The following is a 4,694-nucleotide window of genomic DNA, read 5'->3' as shown; positions in this document are numbered from 1 at the left end:
TTTACTGAGTACAGCTTGTTTTCTTTCGTCTGAATAGTGTGTCATTAGGTTGCCTTTCCCGCCCCCTTAAGCGGTTAATAATTAGTTAAATATTAAGAGTGACAACCATCCTGACACAGGGGGATACATATCGCCGATGACGTACACAGATAATCCCATAATCTATACACCTGTCATTGGGCAGTTAGAGATGAAATATAATTTGTTTTTATTTTAGGGTGTAAATGATAATTATAACCTTGGGTATTTTTTTATTCGAGGTTTGATATGTCAATGTCATCCGTAAACCAAGCCGCTCAAACGCTTTACAATAACCTTCCTAGTGCTTCAACCGTCGTTCAGACCGATGTTGGTTTAGGGGTTGTGGCGGCTACCAGTGGCTTGTCTGTACCTGCTGCTGGTGCGTATCTAGGCTATTCATTCGTTAAGTCTCAAGCCGATGGGGCTGTTGATTTTTTATTGGATAAAGGGGATAAGCGATTCTTACCAAAAAGCATTCAACAAAGCAAAATTGCACAATACACAGGCTCCGTCATTAAACACGGAGCTCATGCGGTGGTTTCAGGAAGTTTCTCACCACAAGGGATTATCTATGACACGGCCACAGCCGCCGTGGGCTTGCTTACCGGTCAAGCGGCCGCCGGCGTGTCCAATGCTGCCCAAGATGGTGACGAAATACCTGGTGGACTATGTCTGGCGCTGCAAGAGGGTCAGCATGATACGGTGGCTGCGTTTATGAAGGTGCTGGCGGAGTTACTGAAGGAAGGGAAGCTATCAGAAGATAAGTTCATAGAGCTGGCAGCAGCGAAAGATGGTGACGAAATACCTGGACTATTTCTGGCGCAGAAAAGCGGTCAGCATGATACGGTGGCTGCGTTTATGAAGGTGCTGGCGGAGTTACTGAAGGAAGGGAAGTTATCAGAAGGTAAGTTCATAGCGCTGGCAGCAGCGAAAGGTGGCAATGAAACACCAGGGTTATTTCTGGCGTTGCAAAACGGTCGTAATGAAGTGGTAACGGCATTTATGACGGTGTTGGCCGAGTTGTTGAGAGAAAAATCTTTGTCGGAAGAGGCATTCAAGGAGCTGGCAGCGGCGAAAAGTGGTAACGAAACATTTGGGTTATTTATGGCGCAGGAATGCCATTATCATAAGACGGTAAATGCATTCATGAGCGTGTTGGACTCATTAGGTAGAGGTGGGAGTTTGTCCGTGGATGCATTAACAGAACTCAAAAAGAGAGCTAAACCTTTAGGTAACCCCCTTTTTTAGGATTAAGCAGTTCGGGTTATTATGTGTAAAAGAATTTTATGGAATGTCAAAAAAGATGGCATCGTTACGAAGGTAAGGGATGGTCAAGTCACAGTAAAATTTGATGGGCATCTGACTAAAATCAATAAGGTCTTTTTCAGATTTTAATTAGGTGGTTTTACAGATACTAAACGTACAGGTATAGCAGGCTGGGAAACGATTTGGGAAGGTTGGGATACCCTTCAATCTTATGTCGTTGGATATCGGATGGCGAAAGAAATGCTAGCTGACGGAGAAACCATCTGAGATCTGAACAAGAGACAGGCCCGTAACCTGTTGTCTATTTGCTAGTCGAGTAAGCCAGCAAAGACTGATGTCAGTCTCTATTTACCATAACTAACGTTGTGCGCATCTGATGTAAGCCCTAAGTTGTTTTTTAGGGCTAGTCGTAGCTTTCAGAAATTTGATTTCAGAGATACTTTTTCTAATGCAATTTTTTGATTACGAACCGAAACCGAAACACTTTTGTCCAAAACCTTGCCAGATTAGTAGGCTGGAATATTTCTGTGAAAAAATAGCGTGAAGTTCAATTCCACGCCATTTTATAAACCTATAAGGCAATAATCACAATCTAAGCAATCGATTTAATCAATCCCATTTCAAACCATGCTTGCAGGGCTTGTAACACTTCCATTGGAGCTTGTGATTCATCAAAATACTCAAGCATAGCTTCACATTGCTGAGCGAAATTGGCACCACGTATAAAGCCGTCAATGAGTACAAATTGATAAGGTGTAATAGAGGTGAACTCAGTAAGCCTTGTTTCGCCTCTCCACAGTAACCAATGACGTTGATTTTCCATATCAGGCTCTGGTGGCGTTTGTTCTGCTTTAACCGCTTGCCAAATTTCTACTGCGTTCGACTCACAAGTAAACAACTGCACGCTGGGATGAAAGCGCAGCTGAGTTTCAGGCCACTGCTCTGGAGGTAAAGCTTGTAAGTCAGAAAAGCTAGCTCTTTCAGTGTCACCAGCATCAAACGAGTTTAGTAAGCGTCGTTCAAAACGGGCGATTTCCGCCATTTGTGGATAATCACTAAACGGCTCTGTTGTAGCTAGAAATTCTGGTAATTCTTCACAAAACTGTCTTAGCGACTTGAATTTTGATGGCTTTGAGTTGATATATGCACGCACCATATCTTCAAACCAATCATCGCCCAAGTAATGTGCAAGAATGTCATGGTCGGTTTCAATGGTTGAGCGCAATCTCGCATAATAAGCATTAGCGTAAATCACTAACCTCGTATTAGCACTAATATTACCCTGCTCAACAACATGTTTATTGAACGGGTGTGACTCTAAATTATTGTTCGCTAAATTCGCTTCTAAGATGTAGTCAAAAAAGCCTTCTTGTAATTCTCGTAACTGGCTCATACTGCTACCTTATTAAAAGTCTTTGCAGCAATTTGTTTTGCTTGATCGAGTTCAGCCACTAACTCGTTTAATGGTGGAATGTTGTCGTCACGTTCAATCATAGTGCTAACCATGCCATAACGCTGAAGTGTGTAAGCATAGAGTTCCCATACACTCTTAGGTACATCATGGTCATGAGTATCAATGACGTAATCCCCAAAGTCACTGTGTCCAGCTAAATGGAACTGCTGCACTCTTCTTGGATCGATATGATCAATGTATTCTTTAGGATTAAAGTCATGATTACGACTGCTGACATAAATATTATTAATATCGAGCAGTATCAAGCTATCAGCTCTATCTGCAACTTCTTGCAAAAACTCCCACTCAGTCATCTCTGACTCTTTATAAGACATATAACTCGATACATTCTCAATGAGAATTCGACGCCCAAGAAAGTCTTGAACTTGTGCAATGCGATTCGCTACATGATCAATGGTTTCTTCTGTATATGGCAGTGGTAACAAGTCATGGCTATTTAAACCGTGAATTGAACTCCAGCAAATATGATCAGATATCCATTTGGGATTGACTTCATTGGCTAAGGTTTTTAGCGATTTTAAGTAATCCATATCTAATGGGTCTGTACTACCGATCGTCATCGACACGCCATGCATTACGACAGGGTATCGTTCAGCCATTGCATGAAGGTAGTATTTAGGCTTTCCACCTGCAACCATATAGTTTTCAGACAATATTTCAAACCAATCTACGTTAGGAGATTGCTTTAGAATATCTTCAAAATGATTGGTCCTTAAACCTAATCCAAAACCAAGTGATGGGTGAAGTAAATGTTCAGAGTTTGTATTAGACATGAGCACACATTCTTAAGAGAAAGGTTGCGATATTATCGCAACCTAGATAAGCAAACTAAAGGTGATTAACCTTTTTTACCACCAATATCTGCACAAGATTTAGCAGGAGCCATTACAAAGCCCGTACCTTTACAGCTTGCGTGACCGCCACAAGCGTTCTTGTCAGTCTTACAGTCGTTGTGACCTTTACAAATGTTCACACCGTAGCACTTAACAAGATCAGCTTTAGCAACTGTGCCTTTCCACTTGTCTTCAAGTGAACCACCAACGTCTTTACAAGACTTGCTTGGCATTGCAACAAAACCTGTACCTTTACAGCTTGCATGACCGCCACAAGCATTATCTTTGGTCTTACAGTCGTTATGGCCTTTACAAACATTAACACCATAACAATGAACCAAGTCTGTACTTGCAGAAGAACTACCTGCTGGAGCAGCTTGAGCTGTTGAAGTTAAACCTGCCATTGCCAAAGCAAGAGTAGCGCCTGTAATTGCCGATTGTGCTTTCTTATTCATTAGAATTTCCTTTGCATCTTTATAAGGGTTATATCATTGAATGCGCTGTGCAAAATCGGCTCTTCCCCCCCTCTCATGCACATCATATCCGCAAACATAGACCTGCCACCTTCCAAGAAAATTTCAGAAACACATAAATTTCAACAAAATCTGCTTAATTACACTATTCTAAAATTAAGAGTTTAACAAAACAAGGATCGTTTACGCAGTATTAGAGGTGGTTAATAACAGGTTACTCACACAAAAAAACACGATAATGCCAGCTACAGGCAAATCAATTACCTGGATATAACAATGCTAAACTTAACGACACATACTGTAAATCCGAGCAAAAACTATCTTGACATAAACCAATTCACTGTAGGCCAACTAGTAAACATTGCTGACGATGCCATTGACCATAAAGGTAGTTGGCAGTCATTCAGCTGTAGGAAAAAAAGAGTGCCTTCTACCTGCATTAAAAAATTAGAAGATGAACCTTGGCTTCCAACTAAAGTCATTATGATCGTTCAATCAAGTGAAGGTAACCATTCACCAGCGTAGTATTGACTAATCGCTGGTGAGGTTAAACACATCTGGATAAGGTTTACGTTGTGTTACAGCCGTAACAATTTCAGAGATAACTTCGAGCGCAGATAAACCACG

The 4,694-nt window shown here is 41.3% G+C and carries 5 protein-coding genes; 2 read left to right on the top strand and 3 right to left on the bottom strand.

Annotated elements, in window-relative coordinates; translation table 11 throughout:
* The first annotated feature begins 267 nt into the window (after window positions 1–267).
* A complete protein-coding gene (locus tag JQC92_RS20990; RefSeq protein WP_205001487.1) occupies window positions 268–1,269 on the top strand; it encodes a hypothetical protein in 1,002 nt (333 codons plus the stop codon).
* 610 nt (window positions 1,270–1,879) lie between these two features.
* On the opposite strand, the gene JQC92_RS20980 is transcribed toward JQC92_RS20990, so the two are convergent.
* The 3 genes from JQC92_RS20980 to bufA2 form a co-directional block, all read right to left on the bottom strand.
* Window positions 1,880–2,680, bottom strand: a complete 801-nt coding sequence (locus tag JQC92_RS20980) for an HvfC/BufC N-terminal domain-containing protein (protein ID WP_205001486.1) — start codon at window positions 2,678–2,680, stop codon at window positions 1,880–1,882.
* On the bottom strand, window positions 2,677–3,534 hold the full coding sequence (gene bufB / locus JQC92_RS20975; protein ID WP_205001485.1) for an MNIO family bufferin maturase: 858 nt from the start codon (window positions 3,532–3,534) through the stop codon (window positions 2,677–2,679). The genes JQC92_RS20980 and bufB overlap by 4 nt, the downstream gene beginning before the upstream one ends.
* 65 nt (window positions 3,535–3,599) lie before the next feature.
* Window positions 3,600–4,049, bottom strand: coding sequence for a BufA2 family periplasmic bufferin-type metallophore (gene bufA2, locus JQC92_RS20970; protein ID WP_205001484.1), 450 nt, complete (start codon window positions 4,047–4,049; stop codon window positions 3,600–3,602).
* 294 nt (window positions 4,050–4,343) lie between these two features.
* Between bufA2 and JQC92_RS20965 the strand changes: the two genes are divergently transcribed.
* Window positions 4,344–4,592, top strand: coding sequence for a hypothetical protein (locus tag JQC92_RS20965; protein ID WP_205001483.1), 249 nt, complete (start codon window positions 4,344–4,346; stop codon window positions 4,590–4,592).
* Window positions 4,593–4,694 lie beyond the last annotated feature (102 nt).

The organism is Parashewanella hymeniacidonis, assembly GCF_016900895.1.
GTDB lineage: Bacteria > Pseudomonadota > Gammaproteobacteria > Enterobacterales > Shewanellaceae > Parashewanella > Parashewanella hymeniacidonis.
The sequence above is the reverse complement of the archived record's forward strand: the minus strand, read 5'-3'. Positions and strand labels throughout refer to the sequence as shown.